Raw genomic sequence first — 21,520 nt, forward strand, 5'->3', positions numbered from 1 at the left:
CCGCGGGCAACAACTGAATCGTCCTCGTCCTCGTCGCTGATCCTGCGCCACCCGGCGCCGGCGTCAAGGTCGTTCGTCCACGCTTCGCTGCGGGCGCGTCACTGGACCCGTCGCCTTGACGCGCGCCTGCATGTGCGAGAACGACGACTACTTCCAAAGCCAATCAAGACCAGTCTCCACTTGACCGGCCCCACTCCTTCAGAGATGCCCCTCGGCGCTTCCGGATCAGGCAATCTGTGATGGTGCGGACGCCGACCGATGAAGGCGAGATCTGATGGACGTGATCGTGGTCTTTGCGGTTTTCCTCGTCGCGATGATGGTGCTCGGATATCTCCGCGGTCGAAAACTGTCCAGAGACATGAGGAGCGACTTCGCAACTAAGACCACACGCCGTCGGGCGGCGCTTGAATTGGTCAGTCCGCCCGTCGCACTTGTCGCATGGGCGGTACGGGGAGTGAGGCGGCTCGCCGCACGGCTCGGACGTCCGCCAGCCTGAAGATCCCGAGCGGGCCGCAAGCGAGACAAAGGCCATCGGAGCGCAGAACCGCCGCTCGGGCCGCGGATAGGGTTCCTCGACTCCAGGAGCGCGCACTCTCTACGAGGCGCATCCTTGACGCCGATGGCCGCCGACAACCGGCTTCGAGTCGCGCTCGAGAGGGGTCACCGCTCCAAAGCTCAGCGAGAGCCACTGCGCTCTTTTGCTCCGATCAACTGCCACAACAACGGGTGGGAATGGTCTCGAGGACGGCTGGCTACGACAAGAAGTGAGGCTCAGCGCGATCGCGGCAGGCCCAGGCCGCGTTCGGCGATGATCGAGCGCTGTATCTCGCTCGCACCTGCGTAGATCGTCATGACCGCCGCGTGCCGGTGGGCGTGCTCGATCCAGCCTTCGACGGGCGCGTCCGCCTCCCCGTGTTGCAGCACGCCTTCGGCACCCAGCAGGTCGAGCAGGTCGGAGGCGGCCCGCTGGAACGCCTCCGAGGTGAAGAGCTTGGCCATGGAGCCCTCGACGATCGGCAGCGCCGGCTGTGTCGCGCGCGAGGCGAGCCGCGCGCCGAGGAGACGGCCGACCTCGACGTCGACCGCGACGCGCGCGAGTCGGTCGCGGGCAACCGGGTCGTCGATCGTGCCGTTCTCGCGCGCCCACCCCACGGCCCGCTCGAGGAGGCGGCGGGTCTCGCCGTTCGCGGCGGGCTGGCGCTCGAACGCGAGGGCCACCGCCATGACGTCCCAGCCACCGTCGACCTCACCCACACGCGCGGTGTCGGGCACCCGCACGTCGTTGTAGAACGTCACGTTGGTGCGCTCGCCGCCCAGGCTGCCCATGGCCCGCACCTCGATGCCCGGCGAGTCCATCGGCACGAGGAACATGGTGAGCCCCCGGTGCTTCGCCACGCCGGTGTTGGTGCGCGTGAGCAGGAACACGTAGGCGGACTCGTGGGCGAGGGTCGTGAACATCTTCTGGCCGCTCACGACCCACTCGTCACCGTCGCGCCGGGCAAGGGTCTTCGCGGCGGCGACGTCGGAGCCCGAGTCGGGCTCGCTGTAGCCGAGGCAGACGAGGATCTCGCCGCCGTGGATCCGCGGCACCACCTCGGCCCGCTGGGCGTCCGTGCCGACGAGCTCGAGCGTGCGCGCCACGAGCATCGACGTGCCCGACCCGTCCATCGGCGCGCCGGCGCGCGTCAACTCGTCGACGACCACCGGGTCGCGGCCCTCGCCCTGCAGCCAGCCCTTCGCCGCCAGTGCCCGGTGGAAGCCCCAGTCGTGCACCGTGCCGGTCGCGTGCACCCGCTCGACGACCTCGTGCGTGAGATGCTCGGCCACGAACGCCCGAACCTCGTCGCGACGCGGGTCGGGCGGGTCCTCCGGCAGGAAGCCGAGCGCCGCGATGCGCTGGTGCTCGAGCCGGGGGTCGCCGGCCGCAAGCGACCACGCCTTGGCCCGCCGGAAGAACAGCTGGATGTCGTACTCGAGCATGAAGCCGTAGCCGCCGTGCACGTGCAGCGATGCGGCCGCGGCCTCCTGGGCGGCCTCGGCCGCGAACACGTAGGCCATCGACGCGAGCACGGGCTCGGCCGAGCGCGCCGCTTCGTACGCGAGCAGGCGCCCGCCGTCGACCGCGGTGGCCGCGTCGCCCAGCCGGTGTTGCACGGCCTGGAACGAGCCGATGGGCACGCCGAACTGCCGGCGCTCCTTCACATAGGCGACGCCGACGTCGAGCGCGCCCTGGGCCAGGCCCACCAGCGCGGCCGCGGTGAGCACGCGCCATTCGTCGAGCGCCCGCTCGAACCGCTCGTGGGCTTCTTCGCCGCGCACGAGCACCGTGCGCTCACCCGCACCGAGGTCGCGGTCGGCGACGGGGGCCGACCCGAGGTTCGCGGGCGCGGTGCGGGGTGGCGGCGACCGCACGACGACCAGCTCCTCACCGTCGAGCGCGACGACCGCGTCGGCGACGGCACCCGCGGGCACCAGCCGGCCAGCGGGCCGGAGGGAGATCGTGGCGAGGGTGCCATCGTCGATGCCGAGGAGGCGGGTGGCGACCAGGCTCTCGACGACGGGCACGGGCGCGAGATGACGGCCCGCGGTCTCGGCCACCACCGCCAGGTCGACCAGCCCCGCCGCGAGGCCCATGGAAGGCACGCCGAGCTCCTGCACCCGCGACCACAGCAACCCGTCGAAGCCGAGCGGCTCGGCGGCGCGCACCCGCTCCGGTGTCGCTTCCGTGGCGAAGAACGACGCGAACGCCCGTTGCAGGGCGAGCTGCTCCTCGGTCAGCTCCACTCGACGTGGGCCCGGATCGCCTTCCCCGACGCGTCGAGCCAGCCCTTGTCGCGCGCGAACGCGAGCATGGCCGCGAAGTCGTTCTCCCAGCCCGCGCCCACCCGTCCCGCGGCCAGCCCGCGCACCGCCTCGACCTGCACCCAGGCGTCGTCACCGTCGAGCCGGCCCACCGCGTGGTCGGCGAGCACCCGCGTCAGCCGGTCGGGGTCGGCTCCACCGTTGGCCGCGACACGGGCTACAACGTGGAAACGCTTGCAGTCGTCGGGCTGGTCGAGCCCGATCGCGGGCGGTGTGGTGGTGAGGTCGACAGAGACGATCACGGCATCGACACTCCCCCGTTGGGCCGCAGCACCTGGCCGGTGACGAACTTCGACGCGTCGGAGGCGAGGTAGAGCACGGCGAGGGCGATGTCGTCGGGCTCGCCGAGTACGCCGAGCGGTGTGCGCCGGCGCATGGGCGCGAGCGCCGCCTCCTTGCGCTCCTCGTCGACCGTGCCGTCGGGATTGGTGAAATGACGCGCCGTCATGTTGGTGACGATGAAGCCCGGCGCGATCGCGTTCACACGCACACCCTGGCGCGCCACCTCGACCGCGAGCGTCTTCGTCATCTGGGCGACCGCGGCCTTGGCCATCGCGTAGCAGACGAGGCCGGGCGCGGGCGTGTCGATGGCACCCGACGCCATGTTGACGATGCTGCCGCGGCCCTGGTCGATCATCACCCGCGCCGCGGCCTGACACCCGAAGAACACACCTTTGAGGTTGACCGCCATCACCCGATCGAGGTCGGCCTCGTCGGTGTCGACGACGGTGCTCTGGTGGATGATCCCGGCCACGTTGCACATGACGTCGAGACGCCCGAGGTCGGAGACCGCGCCGGCGACGAGCTCTTCGACCTCGGCGCGACTCGACACGTCGGTGCGTACCGCGCGACCTTCGATTGTTCGCGCCGTCGCCTCCGCGGCGGCCAGGTCGATGTCGGCGCACACCACCGCCGCCCCGGCACCGGCCAGCGCGTTCGCGGTGGCGCGGCCGATGCCGCTGCCCGCGCCGGTCACCACGGCGACCCTCCCGTCGAGGCGGAAGACATCGAGCACGTCGCCGCTCACCCGACGATCACCTCCGGAGCTCAACCGACTATCACCTCCGCTTCTTCGGCGATCATCCACTCGAGGCTGTCGACGTCGATGAACTTGGCGATGTCCTCCTCGATCAGGTGGTAGTCGTCCTCCTGCAACGAGGCGAAGAAGTCGTCGACCGAGCGGAACCACTGCTCGGTGACGCCGTCGTATCCCTGCTGGTCCCAGTGCGCGCGCACGCGGTGGTTCTGCTCGTACCGCAGCGCGTGGCCGCCGCTCTTGGTCGACGCCACGAGCGGGCCGTGCACCTCGCGCCAGTAGCGGTGGAACTCCTCGGCCTCCATCCCCGGCCTGCGCCTCACGAAGCAGATGAGCTTGACCATGCCGGATCCTCCTTCTCTGGCTGTGCGGGATCCCGGCCGTGCACGGCCTCGGTGACCGCTCGGGTCGCGGCGCGCAGGCGCTCGGCGTGCTCCGGCACCTGCTCGGCGGTGAGCTGGTGGCGGAAGCCCATGAGGGTGAGCGCGAGCGCGACGCGCCCGTCCGCGCCGAAGACGGGTGCGGCGATGTGGCTCAGCCGGTACGACGCCGAGCGCTCGAGCTCGAGCAGGATGTACTCCTCGTGGGGCACCTCGGCGACGACCTGCGCGGCCGCGTCGCGCAGCGGCCTCGGGCCCGGTGGCACAGGCGCACGGGAGGCGTCGAGCCCGATGGAGTAGCCCCGCCGGCGCACCGCAGCCACCGCCTGGCGGTAACGCGCCAATTGCTCGTCAGCCGCGCCCGGGCCGAGGTGACGCAGCCAGCGGTCGATCTCGTCGGGACCCGACCAGGCGAGGAACACGGTGCCCAACGGGGGGACGAGCGGCAGCCGCTGCCCCACCTGCACGCTGAGCCCGAGCGGCTCGGGATCGCCGCTGCGACCCAACAGCACGATCTCCTCGCCGATGGCGGCGCTCGCCACGCACTGCACCCCGAGCTCGTCGCTCAGGCGCCGCATCTCGTCCCGCGCGTAGTCGACCACCTCGAACTGCCGACCCGCCGCTGCGTTCCCCACCGAGATGAGCGCGGGCCCGAGCGTGAACGACTTCGTCGCCGGATGGCGCAGCAGATAGCCCGCCTCGGTGAGCGTGAGGAGCATGGCGTGGGCCGTGGCCTTGTTGATGTCGAGGCGACGGGCCAGTTCCGACAGGCTGAAGGTCTCGTCGGGGTGCGCGGTGAGGAAGTTGAGCAGCGCGATCGTGCGACCGATGGCGGGCGCCGGGCGGGCCATGCTCAGCTCCGGTCCAACGCGTCGCGCACGGCTCCGCCAATCACCTCGGCGAGCACCCGGTGGCCCTCGTCACCCGGGTGGATGCCGTCCGCCAGCAACTCGGGCCCGATGATGTCGCCCCCCGGCACGAGGGTGAGTCGCTTGTCGCCGGCGTCGACACGCGCCTGCGCGACCTCCTCCATCACCGCTCGCAGGTCGGCGAGCGTGGCACCGAGCCGGTTGGGTGTGGCCTCCGCGTCGGGCCGCACGACCGGGCTGGACACCACGATCGGCGTCTCGGGGTGGCCCTGGCGCACGACGTCGATGAAGGCAGCGGTGCCCGCCCGCATCATCTCGACGCTGAACGGGATCCGCGTCCAGCAGTTCGTGCCGTGCGTGATCGAGATGACGTCGGCGTCGAGCGTCGCCACGTGCTCGGCCGAGACGATCTCACCCCTCGCCGAGCCCGCGTAACCCATGTTGCAGACGTCGAGCCGGTGAGTGCGCCCCGCGATCGCAGGCCAGGCCCCGCTCGGGCCCGACGCCACCCAGCCCTCCGCGATCGAGTCGCCGTACGCGACCCAACGATGCTGTGGCGGTGCGGGCTCGACGGTGCCACCGACACCGTCGATCGACAGCACCGTCGGCCGCATGCCCTCGGGCAGGTACACGATGGCGCGCTCGCCGGTTGCGTCGAGGCCGGGAGCGCGCATCGCCAGTCGCACCGCGCCTTCGCCGAGCACCGCCTTCTCCTCCGCCACCTGGGCGCCGTCGCGCCACAGCGCGAACGTGGTGCCCGCCCCGTCGCCCCGGTAGCCGAGGTCCTCCGTCTCCGTGCGGTAGGCGATCTCGACCGCCTCCGCGTCGCCGACCAGCTCGAGCCGCACGGTCGCCGGGACCTGCGCGGTGCCCCACGTGTCGATCGGCAGTCGGGTGAAGTCGCGCCCGTCCGCCCGCGGGTACGGCACCCCGGGCGCCGCCGCGAACCGGCAACCGCGCAGGAACGGCTCCGGCTGCTCGGGCCGCGCCGGCCGCGGGCTCACTGCGCCATCGGGTACGGGAACTTGGCGCCGACGCCGCCGTCGACGACGAGGGTCTGACCCGTCACGTAGCCGGCCAGGTCGGACACGAGGAACAGCAGCGCCGAGGCGATGTCCTCGGGCAGCGCGACCCGGCGCAGCGGCGCGTTCTCGCTGTTGCGCGCCCGCCCGTCGTCGCCGAGGTAGGCGGACACCCGCGGCGTCCACACCACGCCCGGCGCCACCGCGTTGACGCGGATCTGCGCGGGCCCGAGCTCGACCGCCGCCGACTTCACGAGCGCCATGAGCCCCGCCTTGGCCGCGCCGTAGGCCGCATGCATCGGCGCCGCGGTGATGCCCGACACCGACGCGACGAACACCATCGACCCACCGCCGGTCGCGGCCATCCGCTTCGCGCCGAGCTGCATGGCCAACCAGGCGTGGCGCAGCACGATGTCGAAGTGCCAGTCCCAGCCCTCGTCGTCGACGTCGACGAGCGAGGCGTAGCGGGCCATGCCGACGATGTCGACGACGCCGTCGATGCGACCCAGCGTGGCCTCCGCGTCGGCGAACAGTCGCTCGGCGTCGGCGCGACGCGTGGCGTCGCCCGACCAGGCCACGCCGCCGACCTCCTTGGCGATGTCGTCCGCGAGATCGGCGTCCTTGTCGACACAGAACGCCCGCGCCCCGACCGACGTCAGCGCGTGGCTGGCCTGCCGGCCGATGCCCTGCCCGGCCCCGATGACGACGAACCCCCGACCGTCGAGACGCAGCCGCGACGGGTAGTCGGGGACGGCGGAGTCATCCGTGCGCGTCAATCGATCATGCCCTTCGCGGCCTCGAGGTCGTCCGCCCGTTGGGCGCGCGCCGGCGTGGCCTCGGTCTTGCCGTTGCGCTCGCGGTCGCGCTTGTCGAGCTCGGGGATGATCTCCTTGCCGAGGATCTCGATCGTGCGCATGACCGACTCATGCGACAGGTGGCCGAACTGCACGTAGCAGATGAGCTGGTCGACGCCGAGGGCCTCGTATTTCAGCATCTTCTCGAGGCACTGCTCCGGATCGCCGACCACGATCATGTCGGCGTCGTTGAAGATCTTGGGGTCGAAGTCGCCGTCCTTTTGCATCCTCAGGAGCGGGAAGATCTTGTCCTTCTCCGCCTGGGTGAAGTGGGGCATCTCCCACTCGAGCGTGAACTCGGCGAGGTTCTTGTACCACCACCACACCGAGTCCCAGATGCCGTTGGCCTCGCACTGGTCCATCGTCTCCGCGCAGTGGACGAGCGTGTAGGCCGCCACCTTGTTGGTCGTCACGCGTGTGATCGGCGTCGGCGACTCGGCCGCGGTGCGGTACTGCTCGATGTGCTTCGCCATCTTCTGGATGGGCTGCAGGATCGAGAACGACAGCAGGCCGAGGCCGAGGCTTCCCGCCACGGCCGCGCTCCCGTCGCTCGTGGCGGCCATCCAGCAGGGGGGGTGCGGGTCCTGCACGGGCTTCGGGGTCACCATGCGCTTGGGGAAGTCGAGGTACTTGCCGTGGTACTCGAAGTACTCGCTCTCCCACATGCCGACGACGGCCTGGATGGCTTCCTGCCACTGCTCCCGGCTGGCCTCACGGTCGACGCCGAAGGCGATCTGCTCCATCGGGGTCGACCGGCCGGTGCCCCACTCGACGCGGCCCCCGGACAGGACGTCGGCCGTCGCCACCTTCTCGGCCACGCGCATCGGCGGGGTGAACGCGTGCGGCATGAGCGTGACGCCGAACCCGAGGCGGATCTGCTCGGTGCACTGCGAGAGCGCGCCGATGATGACCTCGGGCGCCGGCGAGTGCGACCGCCCCTCGCGGAAGTGGTGCTCGACGTGCCAGGTGGTGTGGAAGCCCAGCTTGTCGGCGAGCCTGATCTGCTCGAGCGCCTCCTTGTATGCCTGCTGCTCCGCCTGGCGCTGGCCCCACGGATGGGGCCCGGGCCAGGGCTTGGGGACGTCGACCTCGTACAGCACGTCGAGTTTCACGGGCTACCCCTCGGTGTGGTGGCGGGTGCTTGCTGCTTGCCAGGAGACGAGTGTTTGCGATAGCGAACGCTAGATCGCGATTGCAAACGTGACGCTACGCCCCGATCTGACGGAGTGTCAACCGATCGTGTCGAGCGGCCCCTCGATCAGGCCCCAGCGACAAGCCGCACGCACCTGGGCCGGATCTTCGACGTGCGTCTCATAATGGGGCCCGTGCCCGTCGATCCCTCGACGCCGTCGCTCGCAGGCCGCAACGCCGTCGTGACCGGCGCGGCGCAGGGCATCGGCGCCGCAATCGCGTGCGCCTTCGCCGCGTACGGCGCCGACGTGGCCGTGTGCGACCGCAACGAGAACGGACTGGCCACGACCGCGGGGGCGATCGAGGCCACTGGGCGACGAGCGCTCACCGGCGTGCTCGACGTGCGCGACGGTGACGCGGTGTCGCACTGGCTCGCCGAGGTGGATGCCGGCCTGGGCCCCATCGACATCCTCGTCAACAACGCGGGGGGCGGCTTCTGGTCGTCGTTCCTCGACGTGCGCGCCAAGGGCCAGGCCGCGCTCGTCGACGAGAACTTCACGAGCGTCACCCATTTCATCCGTGGCTGCGTGCCGCTGATGCCTCCCCCGCCGCGCGGAGGCTCCATCATCAACGTCACGTCGATCGAGGCCTTCCGCGCCGCACCCGGGTTCGGGATCTACGCCGCGATGAAGGCGGCCGTCGAGAGCCTCACCAAGACGCTGGCCCTGGAGCTGGCCGACCGCCGCGTGCGCGTGAACTGCATCGCGCCCGACGCCATCCCCACCGAGGGCGACGCCGGCCTGGCCGAGGCCGTGCACGCGGGCGGGGTCGGCGACTACGGCGCCAAGGTGCCGCTCGGCCTGGGCCACGTCGACGACGCCGCGGCCGCGGCCGTCTTCCTCGCCGGCGACCTCTCGCGCTTCGTCACCGGCACGACCATCCATCTCGACGGCGGGACCTTCGCCGCGTCGGGGTGGCACAAGGGGCCGAGCGGCAACTACGAGCCCTGAGCCCAGCGCGTGTACACCGGTGGCCACGAAGGCCGCGGCCCGTACCTGGCCCAGAGCGCGCGCTCGAGGTGGAGCTCGAAGAGCACCTCGTCGTCGGTCTGGATCGGCGCGCCGTACGCGGCGCGCACCGCCGCGATGACGTCGGGGGCGGTGATCTCGACCGCCCGGCCGGTCACGTACAGCTCGTCGTCGACCTTCTCCGACGGGAACGAATGCAGGGCGTAGCGGCCGTCACGCCGCAGGTCTCCGAGCTTCGGCGATTCACCGATGAACGCCCACAGTCCGCCCTCGGCGAGGATCGGGCACATCGGGTGCAGCCGGGGACCTCCGTCGGGGCGGATGGTCGCGAGGAAGCCGAGGCCCAGCCCGAACTGGTACAGGAGCTTGCGGCCCTCGGCGGCCATCTCCGGCATCGCCGCCTCGAACTCGCCCCATCTCGCCATCGCCCGCATGGTAGGACTGCGTCGATGTTCGCCGTCGAGCACGCGCCGGTCGCCGATGGCCTGCATCTCGCGTACGTGCGGGAGGGCGAAGGCGGCTACCCGCTCCTGCTCGTGCACGGCTATCCGGAGACGAAGCGGATCTGGTGGCGCAACATCGCGCCCCTCGCCGACGCCGGGTTCGAGGTCATCGTCCCGGACCTGCGCGGCTACGGCGACTCGGGCCTCGCGCCCGACGGCTTCTACGACCCCGCGGTCTTCGCGCACGACGTCTACCGACTGGTGCACGACGTGCTGGGCCACGACGAGTGCGCGACGCAAGACCTGTCGCTGCGCTTCCCCGGGTTCGTCGCGCGACAGTGCATCTTCAACACGATCACCCCGGAGCTGGGCGACGTCTACCGCGAGGCCGGCATCGCCCCCGACCCCGACCGCTCGATGCGGCCGACGGCCGACTACTTCCTGCGGCAGGGCCGCGATGCCGACGCGTTGTTGACCGAGCTCGACACGCCCGCCCGCCGGCGCGCCTACATCGCCGACTTCTACGGCCATCGGCTCTGGGCCGCGCCGGGAACGTTCACGCCCGACGACGTCGACTTCATGACCGAGCCCTTCGCCGACGTCGATCATCTGCGCGCCAGCTGGGGCGCGTACGAGGTGGCGTGCGGCGCACGCGGTCTGTCGGAGGCGCCGCGCCTCTTCGAGCGGAGCGACGTGCCGACGCTCGTCCTCTACGGTCCCGACGACCACGTCATCTGGCCCAACTTCCCGGACAAGTGCGCGGTCGCCTTCACCGAGTGCATCGGCCCGTTCGTCGTGCCCGGGGCTGGCCACTTCCTCCAGTGGGAACGGGCCGACGTGCTCAACAACGCGCTGCGCTACTTCCTCGCCGACTTGAAACGCTGAGCGACCGCGACAGGCCGATCGGCTACGACGCGCTCACCACTGCGCCGTCGTCATCGAAGTGCAACGTACACGTCTGGTCGAGGCCCAGGACCTGCATGAAGCGCCCGAAGGCGAGGTACTTGGCGATCACCAGGGTGAGCTCGACCACCGCGCCCGAGTCGAGCTGCTCCCGCAGCCGGCTCATCAGGTCGTCGTCGATCCGCGCCGAGTCGGTGCAGAACCGCTCCGCGTACTCGATGGCGACCTTCTCGGCCGCGGTGTAGTCGTCGTTCTCCGACGCGCGATGCACCCCGACGAGGAGCGCCTCGGTCGCGCCCGCCTCGACCGCCTGCGGCGTCCGCCACGACAGGCACACCGTGCACTCGTTGAGCTGGGCGATGCGCATGCGGACGAGCTCGTGCAGCCGCCAGTCGAGCCCGCTGTTCCACACCGCCTGGTCGTAGGCGGCCACCGCCTGCGCCAGCTCCGGTCGCAGTGACAGCGCGCGCACGATGTCGGGCCCCTCACCCGCCGGCAGCTCGATCCTCGCCATGGGCGAAGCATCGCGGCTCCGCCTGCACGTGGCAACCAGGTGGAAGCGGGCCGGCCACCGCGGCGGCCGGCCCGCACACCCGTCAAGTGATCAGGGCCCGTTCTCGCACGTAGCGAAGTGGAACGGGTTCGGGTCCTGGCACGTGTCGGTGCCGGGGCCGCCCTGCAGCGAGTCGTTGCCCTGACCGCCCTTGAGCGTGTCGTTGCCGCTCGTGCCGAGGATGGCGTCGTCACCCGGACCACCGACGAGGATGTCGTTGCCCGCGTCGCCGATGAGCAGGTCGTTGCCGCCCAGGCCGTTCAACGTGTCGTCGGCGCCCTTGCCGCACATGATGTCGTTGCCGGCGGTGCCGTTGAGCGTGTCGGGCGAGTTGGTGCCCACGATCGTGCACACCTGGAACGTGGTCGACGCGGCATTGGTGCTCCACGGGAAGAACCGCACGTTCTGTGAGACCCCGGTGCCGGTGCCGATCGACCAGTCAGACGGGCCGGTCGCACTCCCCCACCAGTTCTTCTTGAAGAGGAGGTTCTTCGCGGTCTGGTTGTCGATGCCGTAGAAGTTGCCCGCGAGCTGGTTCGACATCCCTGACACGTCGGGGATGAACGAGTCGCTGAGGTCGTCGTCGATCACCTGGACGGCGACGCCGGTGCCGTGGATGTTGTTCCCCGTCAGGGTGCCGGTGGAGTTGCCCGCGGCCCCGGTGAAGGAGACGGCCATCACGCCGATGTTGCTCACCGCCCCGACGTCGTTGTTCGTGACGTTGGCAGTGCCCTCGTCGAGGAAGATCCCCTCGAAGCGGTTGTTGGCGACGGTGTTGCTGTTGATCGTGACGGCGCCGGTGGAGAAGTTGTAGACGCCGATGTCGTTGTTGTTGACGTTGTTGCTGCTCACGACGGTGCCCGCGCCGGCCTGGAAGAGCAGCACACCCGCGTCCTGTGTCTGGGTCAGGGAATCGGGACCGCAGCTGGGATGGTCGCACTGGTTGCCGGAAATCGTGTTGCCGGTCAGGGTCGCGGTGGCGCCGCCGCTGACCTGGACGCCGTTCTGCGCGATCGCGGACGTGTTGCCGACGCCGGTGACCACGCTGCTCGTGACCGACCCTCCCGAGCCGGCGTTGTCGAAGACGATGCCGCCCTTCTGGTAGTCGGTGACGGTGACGCCCGTCGCATTGAGGGTGCCCGTCGTGGAGTTCGCGCTGCGGCCCGCGAGGATCCCGACGCCGTTCTGACAGCCGCCCAAGGGCTCGTCGCGGATCTTGGTGACGGTCGACGAGCTGAGGTTCAAGGTGGCGGCGCCCGTGACGGCGATGCCGTAGTGGAGGCTGTTGCAGGTGCCGGGCCCGGGCCCGGAGACCTTGAAGCCCGACATCGTGACCGTGGCCGAGGGCGCGCAGACGTCGACGATCGCCTTCTTGCCGTTGGTGGGCGGCAGGCAGGTCGAGTCGGCCAGCGTGCCCGGCGCCTGCACGGTCGTGACGCCGGAGCCGGCACCGGTGAGCGTCAGCGCCTTGATGATCGTGACCTGCTCGGTGTAGGTCGCAGCGGCCACGTTGACCGTCCCGCCGGGGGTGACCGCGTTGACGCCCGCCTGGATGGTCTTCTTGGCGTCCGCGGGCGCAGTGCCGCCGTTGTTGTCGTCGCCGTGGACGCCGTCCACGTAGCAGACGGTCGTGCACACGGCGGGTTCGAAGTCGTAGGTGGTCGTGTTACCGGAGACGCCGAGCTTCAGCGCGTCGACGTTGCCGGAGAACCCGCTGAGGCCCGATCCCAAGTTGGGGCCGAGGCCGAACTTGACGGTCGCGTTCGGGTTGTTGGCCACGATCGTGCTCCACGGCACGTAGCAAGAGACGGCGCACACGCCGGGGATCGCCTGTGTCGACCACCAGATGCCGGCGCCCCCGTTGTACGCGTCCCATGTCTGCCAGGTGTTGTCGACGATGCCGCCGCCGTTGTTGGCGGGCTCCCACACCAGCGTCGAGAACCCGCTCGTGGTCGAGGGGCCGTCGGGGTCGATCTCGATGTTGTACGACGGGACGACTCCGGGCTGCGTCGAGCTGCCGTCGCGGTAGGTCGAGTAGCCGAGCGCGTCGATGTCGGAGAGCATCACGTCGGGCCCCGCGAAGGCCACGCCGTGGTCGTAGTTGTAGACCGAGATGTGGCCGGTGGCGCCCGTGACGCTGAGGCGCAGGCTGCCGGCTCCCGCCGGAGGTACCGCCGGGCCGGTGACGAACCCGGTGGTATACGCACCCGCCTGGCTGGCCAGGCCCCAGTGCTTCGTCGGGACAGTGCCGACATCGGGGCCGGTCACCACGACGGTGCTGCTGGCAAGGGCGGTGCCGGGCACGAACGCCAGCCCCGCCGAAACGACGACGACCGAGATGAACGCAGACAGCGAGAGCTTTCGCACGGATGTCCCTTTCCCCAGCGAGACCACCCCGTTGAGTCGAAGGCCTGTCTAGCACCGACCGACCCCGGCGCGCGCAAAACGGACACCACTCTCGACGCGTCGGCTCAACGCGAGAGGAGGGCGTCGGCGACGCGCGCCCGGTGCCACGAGGGGTCACCCCACGCCGCGGCCAGGGCCCACGCCCGCTTCATCCAGAGGTGCAGGTCGTGCTCCCACGTGTAGCCGATCGCACCGTGCACCTGGAGCGCGGTGCGCGCCGCGAGCGCGGCCGCGTCCGACGCGTACGCCTTGGCCATCGAGACGTGGGTCGCGCGCTCGTCGTCATCGGTGGCGACCGAGAACGCGGCCCGATAGGTGACGGGCCGGGCGAACTCCAGGGCCAGCAGCGCGTTGGCCAGATGGTGCTTCACCGCCTGGAAGGAGCCGATGGGCCGGCCGAACTGCTCGCGCTGACGCGCGTGGTCGGCGGCCATCTCGATGAGCCGGTCGGCGACACCCAGCAGCTGCGCGGCGGCAGCGAGGGCGCCCCGGTCGAACGCGAGCGCGGCCGCGCGGATCGCGTCGTCGCCGGTGGCGACACGGGTGCCGTCCGCCGGCTGCCACGTGACCGTGAAGAGGCGCCGCGCCCCGTCGAGTGACGGCTGCCGGGTCAGCTCCACCGCCGCGCGCGTGAGCGCGTGCAGCTCGTCGTCGCGTTGGAGCACCAGGAGGGCGGCGACATCGGCGCCGGCCACGTGGGGCAGCGCATCGAGACCGACGGTCACGACGCCATCACGCGGGAGCCGGTCGAGCGCACCGATGTCGCGTAACAGCGGGGCCCCGACCGCGGTCGTCTCGACGACTGGGTCCGGCACCGCGGCGCGGCCCGTCTCCTCGAGGATCAGGACAAGGTCGACCTCGTCGAGTCCCATGCCGCCGTGCTCCTCGGGCACGGTGAGGCCCACCACGCCCATCTGCGCGAGCTTCTCCCACAGCTCGGGCGAGTAACTGGAGGCCGACTCCCACATGGCGCGCACGTGTGCGGGCGGACATTCCTTCTCGAGCAGCTCGCGCACAGCGGCGCGGAACAGCGTCTGGTCGTCGGTGAACTGGAAGCGCACGGGTCAGCTCCGCGGGAGCCCGAGGACGCGCTCGGCGATCACGTTGCGCTGGATCTCGTTCGTACCCGCGTAGATGGGGCCCGACAGCGAGAACAGGAAGCCGTCGAGCCAGCCCTCGTCGTGTCGCTCGCCGAGCAGACGCAGTGCCGTCTCGTGCATCCGCAGGTCCATCTCCGACCAGAAGATCTTGTTGAGGCTGGCTTCGGCACCGATCGTGCCCCCCGCGAGGAGGCGCGACACCGTCCACTGCGTGTGCAGCGCGTATGCCTCCGCGTCCATCCAGGCGCGCGTGACGGCGTCGCGCTCCTGTGCAGCCGGCGCTGCCCGGTACAGCTCGACGAGGCGACGGGCCGTCGACACGAAGCGGGCAGGACTGCGCAGGCTGACGCCCCGCTCGAAGCCGGCCGTCCCCATGGCGACGGCCCAACCCCTGCCCTCCTCGCCGAGGGTGTTGGCCACGGGTACCCGTGCCTCCTCCAGGAAGACCTCCGCGAAGCCGGTCTCGCCGTCGAGCTGCGCGATGGGGCGCACGGTGATGCCCTCGGTGTCGAGGGGAACGAGGATGAACGTGAGGCCCCGATGGCGCTCGGACTCGGGATCGGTGCGGAAGATCCCGAACATCCAGTCGGCGAACGCGCCGCGCGAGCACCACGTCTTCTGGCCGGTCAGCACCCACTCGTCGCCCTCGCGCGCACCCCGACTGCGGATGCCGGCCAGGTCGCTGCCCGCGTCGGGCTCCGACCAGCCCTGGCACCAGATGTCGTCGCCCGACGCCATGCGCGGCAGGAGCTCGGCTTTCTGCGCGTCGGTGCCGAACTCCATGATCGTCGGGCCGAGGAGGAACACGCCGTTCTGGTTCACCCGGCCGGGCGCGCCGGCCCGCCAGTACTCCTCCTCGAAGATGAGCCATTGCACGAGGTCGGCGCCGCGACCGCCGTACTCGACCGGCCACGAGACCGCGGCCCAGCCGCCGTCGTACAGCGTGCGCTCCCAGAGGCGGTGCTGCTCGAAGCCGGTAGCCGTGTCCATCGAGGCGAGTGGCTCGCGCGGGATGTTGACCTCGAGCCACGCGCGCGCCTCCTGCCGGAAGGCGTCCTCCTCGGCGGTGTACCGGAGGTCCATTTCTGACGGGACGTTAGACTTCGCCGATGAGCCCGGCCAAGACGCAGGTGGCGGCCGTCGAGGGATGGTTCACCGCCGATCCCGCGGCACCCGCGCTCCTCGGCACCCGTTGCACGACGTGCGGCACCTATTTCTTCCCGCGCGAGTCGCGCTTCTGCCGCAACCCGGCCTGCGACGGCACCGAGCTCGAGGAGGTGCCGCTCAGCCGGCGCGGCAGGGTGTGGTCGTTCACCGACAACCGCTATCAGCCGCCCCCTCCGTACATGTCGCCCGACCCGTTCGAGCCCTACGCCATCGCTGCGGTCGAACTGGCGGAGGAGAAGATGGTGGTGCTCGGCCAGCTCGCCGGCGGCGCCTCGGTCGACGACCTGCGTGTCGGGCAGGAGGTCGAGCTCGTGCTCGAGACCCTCTACGAGGACGACGACAACGCCTACCTGGTCTGGAAATGGCAGCCGGTATGAGCGAGCACCGCAGCGCAGCGAGGAGGGCAGCTCCAATGTGGCAGATCGGTGCACCGGCCGAGGAACGAGGCACGGTGAACCGATGAGCGAGCGCGACATCGCGGTCCTCGGGGTCGGCATGCACCCGTGGGGCAAGTGGGGACGCAACTTCGTCGAGTACGGCGTGGCCGCGGCGCGCGACGCCCTGGCCGACGCGGGGCTGACGTGGACCGACGTGCAGTTCGTGTCGGGCGCCGACACGATCCGCAACGGCTACCCCGGCTTCATCTCCGGAGCGACGTTCGCGCAGGCGCTCGGCTGGTCGGGGGCGCGTGTCGCGAGCTGTTACTCCGCGTGTGCCTCGGGGGCGAGCGCGCTCGGCACCGCGCGTGCCCACATCCTGGCGGGGCTGTGCGACGTCGCTCTCGTGGTCGGTGCCGACGCCGCCCCCAAGGGCTTCTTCGCGCCCGTCGGCGGCGACCGTCCCGACGACCCCGACTGGCTGCGATTTCGCCTGCTCGGCGCCACCAACCCGACGTACTTCGCGCTCTACGCCCGCCGGCGCATGGAGGTCTACGGCGCCACCGAGCGCGACTTCGCGCGCGTCAAGGTCAAGAACGCACGCCACGGGCTGGACAACCCCAGAGCGCGCTACCGCAAGGAGGTCACCGAGGACGAGGTGCTCGCCTCTCCGGTCGTTGCCGATCCCCTGCGGCTGCTCGAGATCTGCGCCACGAGCGACGGTGGTGCCGCGCTCGTCGTCACGAGCATGGCCTTCGCCCGGCGGCACACGTCGAAGCCCGTCACCATCGCCGGGGTCTCCACCGTCACCCCGCGGTTCCCCAACACGGTCATCGAGATGCCTAACTTCGCAACCGACTCCGCGTGCGGCGTGGCCCTGCCCGAGGCGTCGTTCCGCGACTCGATCGCCGACGCCGCATACGCGGAGGCGGGCATCGGGCCCGACGACCTCGACCTGGCCGAGGTGTACGACCTCTCGTCGGCGCTGGAGCTCGACTGGTACGAGAACATCGGCCTCTGCAAGGAGGGCGAGGCCGAGCGCCTCCTCAACGACGGTGACACCACCATCGGCGGACGCATCCCGGTGAACCCCAGCGGTGGGCTGGCGTGCTTCGGCGAGGCGGTCCCCGCCCAGGCCATCGCCCAGGTGTGCGAGCTCACCTGGCAGTTGCGGGGAGAGGCGACCGGCCGCCAGGTCGAGGGGGCACGCGTCGGGCTCACCGTCAACCAGGGCCTGTTCGGTCACGGATCGTCGGTGATCGCGCGTGTCTGAGCGCGCCGAGGCGTACCTCATCGACGCGGTGCGCACGCCGGTCGGCCGGCGCGGCGGCGGCCTCCGCGCGGTGCACCCGGCCGACCTCGGCGCCCACGTGATCCGCGCGCTGTTCGACCGCAACGAGGTCGATCCGCTCGCGGTCGACGACGTGTTCCTCGGATGCGTCGACGCCATCGGTCCCCAGGCCGGCGACATCGCGCGCACCGCGTGGCTCGCGGCCGGGATGCCGGAGGAGGTCCCCGGCACGACGATCGACCGCCAGTGCGGATCGTCGCAACAGGCGCTGCACTTCGCCGCCCAGGCGGTGATGAGCGGCACCAACGACTTCATCGTCGCCGGCGGCGTGCAGAACATGAGCATGATCCCGATCGCGTCGGCCATGACCGTCGCCGAGCAGTTCGGGTTCACCGACCCGTTCTCGGGGTCCGAGGGCTGGCGGGCGCGGTACGGCGACCAGGAGGTGTCGCAGTTCCGCGGCGCCGAGCTCATCGCCGAGAAGTGGGCGATCTCGCGCGACGACATGGAGGCGTACGCGGCCGAGTCACACCTCCGCGCCATCCGGGCCACCGAGGAGGGCCGCTTCGACCGCGAGATCGTGCCGCTCGCCGGCGTCACGCGCGACGAGGGCCCCCGCGAGCCCGACCGGGCCAAGATCGCGTCCCTGCGCACGTTGGTGGAGGGCGGCCGGCTGACCGCGGCGGTGTCGAGCCAGATCTCCGACGCCGCCTCGGCCGTGCTTGTCGCGTCGGAGGCGGCCGTGCGCACGCACGGGTTGAAGCCGAGGGCGCGGGTGCACCACCTCTCGTGCCGGGGCGCCGACCCCATCTACATGCTGACCGCGCCGATCCCCGCCACCGCCTACGCGCTGCAGCGGGCGGGCATGACGCTGGACGACATCGACCGGATCGAGATCAACGAGGCGTTCGCCTCCGTGGTGCTCGCGTGGCAGAAGAAGACGGGCGCCGATCTTGCCCGCGTCAACGTCAACGGCGGCGCCATCGCCCTCGGCCACCCCCTCGGCGCCACCGGCACCCGCCTCATGGCCACGCTCCTCTGCGAGCTCGAGCGCACGGGCGGTCGCTACGGCCTGCAGACCATGTGCGAAGGCGGCGGCCAGGCCAACGTCACGATCATCGAACGCCTCGACTGACCCCGCGGGCGGCGTCCTTGGTGCGCTCAACCACCGTCGCGGGGGTTGAGCGCACCAAGAAGCGCGTGTGAGCTGGGGTCAGGGCGCGGTGAGGCGGGTGAGCGTGGCCTCGGCCTCGGCGATGATCCGCTGGACGAGCTCGGCGACCGACGGGAGGTCGTCGATGACGCCGACGACCTGGCCGCTCGACATCACGCCGAGGTCGGGGCGGCCGTCGACCATGGCCGCCTTGAGCAGCATGGGCGTGTTCGCGGCCATGACCACCTGGCTCCAGGTGAGCTCCTGCGAGCGCTTCATGGCGAGCCCCTCACGCAGGATCGCGCGCCACGGGGTGCCCGACAGCCGCTGGAACGCGAGGGCGTTGCGCACCGCCCGCGGCAGGCTCGTCGCCGGTCGCGAGCGCACCAGCCGGTCGACGAACTCGGTGCGCAGCACCCGGTGGGGCACACCGTCGACCTGGGTCGTGACGATCGTGTCGGTGACCGACTTGGAGAGATAGGCCTGCTTCACCGCGTCGGGCACGGTGCTGTCGCGGGTGAGCAGGAAGCGCGTGCCCATGGCGACACCACTCGCCCCATAGGCGAGCGCGGCCACGAGGCCGCGGCCGTCGAAGAAGCCGCCGGCCGCGATCACGGGGATGTCGAGCACGTCCACCACCTGGGGCAGCAGCAGCGAGGTCGGCACCTGGCCCGTGTGACCGCCGCCCTCGCCCCCCTGCACGAGCACCGCGTCGACGCCCCACGCGGCCACCTTCTCCGCGTGGCGCTTGGCGCCGATCGACGGGATGACGACGACGCCTCCGTCCCTGAACCCGCACGCCTTCCTTGACCACCAGGTCGACGCGGTCGACGACGTCGGCCTGGTCGGCGCGCATATTCACTCCGAAGGGCTCGTCGGTTCGCGCCTTCACCTCGGCCACGGCCGCGCGCAGCTCGGTGAACGTCATGGTGCCTGCCGCCAGGATGCCGAGGGCACCCGCGTTGCTCGTGGCCGCGACCAGGCGGGGCCCCGCCACCCAGCCCATGCCGGTCTGCACGATCGGGTACTCCACCCCGAGCAGGTCGCACAAACGGGTGTGCAGCGGCCCCTTCACGCGGTCACCGCACCTCGGCGCCACGCAGGTCGCCGGGGTCGAGCGCCTCTCGGATCAAGCGGAGCTCGTCGTCGGTGGGCGGGCGCGTCTCCTGTACGGCGTCGTCCACGACCAGCGGGAAGCCGGTCGCCGCGACGATGTCGTCGACGGACACGCCGGGGTGGAACGAGCGCAGACGCATGGTGCGGTCCGACGTCTCGAAGTCGAACACGCCCTTGCTGCTCACCACCCGGCGGATCTCGTGGAAGGGCGTCGGCGACGGGTAGCCGACGCCTGATACGAAGTCGACATGTTCGACGAACACACGCGTCGAATGGTTCGGCACCCAGTAGCTCGTGGCGTGGTTGACGGTGTTGCCCGGCGCGCCGCGCACCCCGAGCAGCTGCGCCTTGGGTCGTGCCCACTCGCCGATGCAGGCGATGTTCTGGTTGCCGTGCCGGTCGATCTGGGTGGCGCCCATCATCACGTGGCGCCGGCCCGACCAGACCACGTCGAAGACCGAGCGGTAGGGCATCCAGCCCTCGACGACCTTCTCGTGCCGGCCTGCGCCGACCGCCAGCGGATTGGCGACGACGAGCGCCTCGCCGTCGGTGACCAACAGGTCGGGCTCGAACGTGGCCTTCGCCAGACGGGCGCCGATCGTGGGGACGATGCCGATGGGGCTGGCCAACACCTCGCCATCGCCCCGCCACACCTCGGCGCACGCGACGACACAGATCTCGGCGAGCGAGACGCCGCCGGTCACCGGGTCACCAGCCGGCGGTACTCGGCCTCGTCGACGTCGATGTAGCGGGCCTTGAACTCGCTCCAATCCGTGGACGCGTACTCCTTCTGAAACGCCTCGTCCCGTCCGTAATCGGGGTCACACGAGGTGAAGTGGGCTCCGTTCGGCGCCTCGACGACACCGTCGGTCATCATGCGGTTGATGCGCAACGTGTGCACCGATCCTTCGGTCAGCAGCGCGTGGGTGGTGAGGATGCGCTCGCACGACAGAAAGCGGCGGCGGGCCGCCATGCAGAACAGGTCGTCGAAGTAGAGGTCGGGTCCGAGGTACTGGCCGTTCCCGCTCGCGTCGGCCCGATTCATGTGCACGAGCGCCACGTCGAGCGCGATGGCGGGCACGGCCACCAGCTCCTCGCCGTCGTCGTAGGGCGAGCGCACGGTGCGCAGCTGCGGGTTGATGTCGATGACGCCCGAGTGCAGGCCGGCACGGGTGGGGAGGAAGGGGAGCCGGAGCGCGGCCGCGTACAGGCCCCACTGCAGCATGCCTTCGTCGAGCTCGACGGCCTCGATCGCACCCTGCTGGCCGGCGACGCGTAACTGGGGCTCGAGCGGGATGGAGTCGAGGGACACGAAGCCGTAAACCGCCTTGCGAACCTTCCCCGCGGCGCAGAGCATGCCGACGTCGGGACCGCCGTAGGACACGACGGTGAGGTCGCGCAACGGCGAACGCAGGATGGCCCGCACGAGCGACATGGGCTTGCGCCGTGACCCCCACCCGCCGATGCCGATCGTCATGCCGTCGCGCAGCTCGGCCACGACGTCGGCCTCCGTCATCCGCTTGTCGGTCATGAGAGGTCGGTCATACGGAGAAGTCGGTCATCAGGAGAAGTCGGCGTCGCGCTTTTCGACGAACGCCTGCCGGGCCTCGTCGGCTACTCCCGAAAGGTTGAGCTCGAACGTGAAGCCCTGCTCGAAGCGGTAGCTGCGCTTCACGTCGACGGGATCGATGCCGTTGAGCGACTCCTTGGCCCGCCTGATCACGGTCGGGCTCTTCGACGCGATCTCCCCCGCCACCTCGCGCGCCGCGGCGCGCAGCTCGTCGCGCGACACCACCCGCAACACCGATCCGTACTGGTGGAGCTCGGCA

Annotated in this window: 21 protein-coding genes and 1 pseudogene; 5 read left to right on the forward strand and 17 right to left on the reverse strand. The window is 70.8% G+C overall.

Going from position 1 to position 21,520, the window contains the following annotated elements:
* Nucleotides 1–771: 771 nt before the first annotated feature.
* Genes E6G06_16390 through E6G06_16425 form a run of 8 tightly spaced genes read right to left on the reverse strand, consistent with a single transcriptional unit; the run spans nt 772 to nt 8,135 of the window.
* A complete protein-coding gene (locus tag E6G06_16390; GenBank protein TML88298.1) occupies nt 772–2,784 on the reverse strand; it encodes an acyl-CoA dehydrogenase in 2,013 nt (670 codons plus the stop codon).
* The gene (locus E6G06_16395; GenBank protein TML88299.1) at nt 2,775–3,104 is read right to left on the reverse strand and encodes a hypothetical protein; all 330 of its coding nucleotides are present in this window, start codon (nt 3,102–3,104) and stop codon (nt 2,775–2,777) included. The genes E6G06_16390 and E6G06_16395 overlap by 10 nt, the downstream gene beginning before the upstream one ends.
* A complete protein-coding gene (locus E6G06_16400) occupies nt 3,101–3,889 on the reverse strand; it encodes an SDR family oxidoreductase (protein ID TML88300.1) in 789 nt (262 codons plus the stop codon). Before E6G06_16400 ends, E6G06_16395 begins: the two co-directional genes overlap by 4 nt.
* Nucleotides 3,890–3,909: 20 nt before the next feature.
* A complete protein-coding gene (locus tag E6G06_16405) occupies nt 3,910–4,242 on the reverse strand; it encodes an EthD family reductase (GenBank protein TML88301.1) in 333 nt (110 codons plus the stop codon).
* Entirely contained in the window at nt 4,218–5,129 is a 912-nt protein-coding gene (locus tag E6G06_16410) for an IclR family transcriptional regulator (protein TML88302.1), read from the reverse strand. Before E6G06_16410 ends, E6G06_16405 begins: the two co-directional genes overlap by 25 nt.
* A 2-nt stretch (nt 5,130–5,131) precedes the next feature.
* On the reverse strand, nt 5,132–6,151 hold the full coding sequence (locus E6G06_16415; GenBank protein ID TML88303.1) for a GDSL family lipase: 1,020 nt from the start codon (nt 6,149–6,151) through the stop codon (nt 5,132–5,134).
* Nucleotides 6,148–6,945 (reverse strand): SDR family oxidoreductase, encoded by a 798-nt coding sequence (locus E6G06_16420; protein TML88304.1) that lies wholly within the window; start codon nt 6,943–6,945, stop codon nt 6,148–6,150. The genes E6G06_16415 and E6G06_16420 overlap by 4 nt, the downstream gene beginning before the upstream one ends.
* A complete protein-coding gene (locus tag E6G06_16425; protein ID TML88305.1) occupies nt 6,942–8,135 on the reverse strand; it encodes an LLM class flavin-dependent oxidoreductase in 1,194 nt (397 codons plus the stop codon). Before E6G06_16425 ends, E6G06_16420 begins: the two co-directional genes overlap by 4 nt.
* Nucleotides 8,136–8,348: 213 nt before the next feature.
* On the opposite strand from E6G06_16425, the gene E6G06_16430 reads away from it, so the two are divergent.
* On the forward strand, nt 8,349–9,164 hold the full coding sequence (locus tag E6G06_16430; protein TML88306.1) for an SDR family oxidoreductase: 816 nt from the start codon (nt 8,349–8,351) through the stop codon (nt 9,162–9,164).
* Here the strand turns inward: E6G06_16430 and E6G06_16435 are convergent.
* Nucleotides 9,152–9,607 carry a hypothetical protein gene (locus tag E6G06_16435; GenBank protein ID TML88307.1) on the reverse strand — a complete coding sequence of 152 codons (456 nt, stop codon included), beginning with the start codon at nt 9,605–9,607 and terminating at the stop codon, nt 9,152–9,154. The genes E6G06_16430 and E6G06_16435 overlap by 13 nt on opposite strands.
* Before the next feature lie 24 nt (nt 9,608–9,631).
* Between E6G06_16435 and E6G06_16440 the strand changes: the two genes are divergently transcribed.
* Nucleotides 9,632–10,510, forward strand: a complete 879-nt coding sequence (locus tag E6G06_16440) for an alpha/beta hydrolase (GenBank protein TML88308.1) — start codon at nt 9,632–9,634, stop codon at nt 10,508–10,510.
* A 22-nt stretch (nt 10,511–10,532) separates the two neighbouring features.
* On the opposite strand, the gene E6G06_16445 is transcribed toward E6G06_16440, so the two are convergent.
* The 4 genes from E6G06_16445 to E6G06_16460 all read right to left on the reverse strand — a co-directional run bounded on the left by E6G06_16445 (nt 10,533) and on the right by E6G06_16460 (nt 15,670).
* Nucleotides 10,533–11,042: a carboxymuconolactone decarboxylase family protein gene (locus tag E6G06_16445; protein ID TML88309.1), complete on the reverse strand. Its 510-nt coding sequence runs from the start codon at nt 11,040–11,042 to the stop codon at nt 10,533–10,535.
* Between the two features lie 90 nt (nt 11,043–11,132).
* Nucleotides 11,133–13,448, reverse strand: coding sequence for a hypothetical protein (locus E6G06_16450; GenBank protein ID TML88310.1), 2,316 nt, complete (start codon nt 13,446–13,448; stop codon nt 11,133–11,135).
* A 104-nt stretch (nt 13,449–13,552) separates the two neighbouring features.
* A complete protein-coding gene (locus tag E6G06_16455) occupies nt 13,553–14,548 on the reverse strand; it encodes an acyl-CoA dehydrogenase (GenBank protein ID TML88311.1) in 996 nt (331 codons plus the stop codon).
* A 3-nt stretch (nt 14,549–14,551) separates the two neighbouring features.
* Complete coding sequence (locus tag E6G06_16460) at nt 14,552–15,670, reverse strand: acyl-CoA dehydrogenase (protein ID TML88312.1); 1,119 nt, start codon at nt 15,668–15,670, stop codon at nt 14,552–14,554.
* 26 nt (nt 15,671–15,696) lie between these two features.
* Here E6G06_16460 and E6G06_16465 point away from each other — a divergent pair, with 26 nt between their 5' ends.
* The 3 genes from E6G06_16465 (at nt 15,697) to E6G06_16475 (ending at nt 18,557) form a co-directional block, all read left to right on the forward strand.
* Nucleotides 15,697–16,131 carry a benzoylsuccinyl-CoA thiolase gene (locus E6G06_16465; GenBank protein TML88313.1) on the forward strand — a complete coding sequence of 145 codons (435 nt, stop codon included), beginning with the start codon at nt 15,697–15,699 and terminating at the stop codon, nt 16,129–16,131.
* A gap of 82 nt (nt 16,132–16,213) precedes the next feature.
* Nucleotides 16,214–17,404: a lipid-transfer protein gene (locus tag E6G06_16470; GenBank protein ID TML88314.1), complete on the forward strand. Its 1,191-nt coding sequence runs from the start codon at nt 16,214–16,216 to the stop codon at nt 17,402–17,404.
* A complete protein-coding gene (locus tag E6G06_16475) occupies nt 17,397–18,557 on the forward strand; it encodes an acetyl-CoA C-acetyltransferase (protein ID TML88315.1) in 1,161 nt (386 codons plus the stop codon). The genes E6G06_16470 and E6G06_16475 overlap by 8 nt, the downstream gene beginning before the upstream one ends.
* Before the next feature lie 78 nt (nt 18,558–18,635).
* On the opposite strand, the pseudogene E6G06_16480 reads toward E6G06_16475, so the two are convergent.
* The 4 genes and pseudogenes from E6G06_16480 to E6G06_16495 form a co-directional block, all read right to left on the reverse strand.
* Nucleotides 18,636–19,581: pseudogene (locus E6G06_16480) on the reverse strand (nitronate monooxygenase).
* 73 nt (nt 19,582–19,654) lie between these two features.
* On the reverse strand, nt 19,655–20,395 hold the full coding sequence (locus E6G06_16485; protein ID TML88316.1) for a CoA-transferase: 741 nt from the start codon (nt 20,393–20,395) through the stop codon (nt 19,655–19,657).
* Nucleotides 20,392–21,222, reverse strand: coding sequence for a CoA transferase subunit A (locus E6G06_16490; GenBank protein ID TML88317.1), 831 nt, complete (start codon nt 21,220–21,222; stop codon nt 20,392–20,394). The genes E6G06_16485 and E6G06_16490 overlap by 4 nt, the downstream gene beginning before the upstream one ends.
* Before the next feature lie 30 nt (nt 21,223–21,252).
* The coding region (locus tag E6G06_16495) for an enoyl-CoA hydratase (GenBank protein ID TML88318.1) at nt 21,253–21,520 on the reverse strand (268 nt) is incomplete at its 5' end.

Source organism: Actinomycetota bacterium (assembly GCA_005888325.1).
GTDB lineage: Bacteria > Actinomycetota > Acidimicrobiia > Acidimicrobiales > AC-14 > AC-14.